General features: G+C 48.4%; 1 protein-coding gene. It reads left to right on the top strand.

Annotated elements, in window-relative coordinates; all coding sequences use genetic code 11:
• Positions 1–636, top strand: a 636-nt coding sequence (hemA, locus tag R7Q09_RS26460) for a glutamyl-tRNA reductase (protein WP_318143980.1), incomplete at both ends; no start/stop codon positions are given.

The raw sequence follows: 636 nt of genomic DNA, 5'->3' as shown, positions 1-636 counted from the left end.
ACTGCGACGTTAAGCAAGGAGCGCGAAACAAGCTGATCGATTGGCTCGCTCAATTTCACCAAGTGAGCCGTGAAGACTTGATGCCAAGTTTGTATGTACACGAAGAACAAGCGGCAATTAAACACTTGATGCGCGTCTCGTGTGGCCTTGATTCACTGGTACTTGGTGAGCCGCAGATCTTAGGTCAAGTGAAACAGGCATTTTCTGATTCACGTGATCATCAAGCTGTAGACTCGTCGATTGATAAGCTGTTCCAAAAAACGTTTTCTGTTGCAAAACGAGTTCGTACGGAAACTGATATCGGTGGCAATGCTGTGTCGGTGGCTTACGCCGCATGTACATTAGCAAAACACATTTTCGAATCGTTATCTGACTCGACAGTCTTACTTGTCGGGGCCGGTGAAACCATCGAACTGGTCGCGAAGCACTTAGCGTCGAACGGCTGCACAAAAATGATAGTCGCAAACCGCACCAAAGAGCGTGCTCAAGGGTTAGCTGAGCAGTTTGGTGCAGAAGTAATCAGCCTGAACGAAATCCCAGACCACCTCGCAAGAGCGGACATCGTGATTAGCTCAACAGCGAGTCCGTTACCTATTATTGGTAAAGGCATGGTCGAAACGGCGCTGAAACAACGTC

This window comes from Vibrio sp. 2130-1 (genome assembly GCF_033339515.1).
Note: the sequence above shows the minus strand (reverse complement) of the source record. Positions and strands in the feature narration are given on the sequence as shown.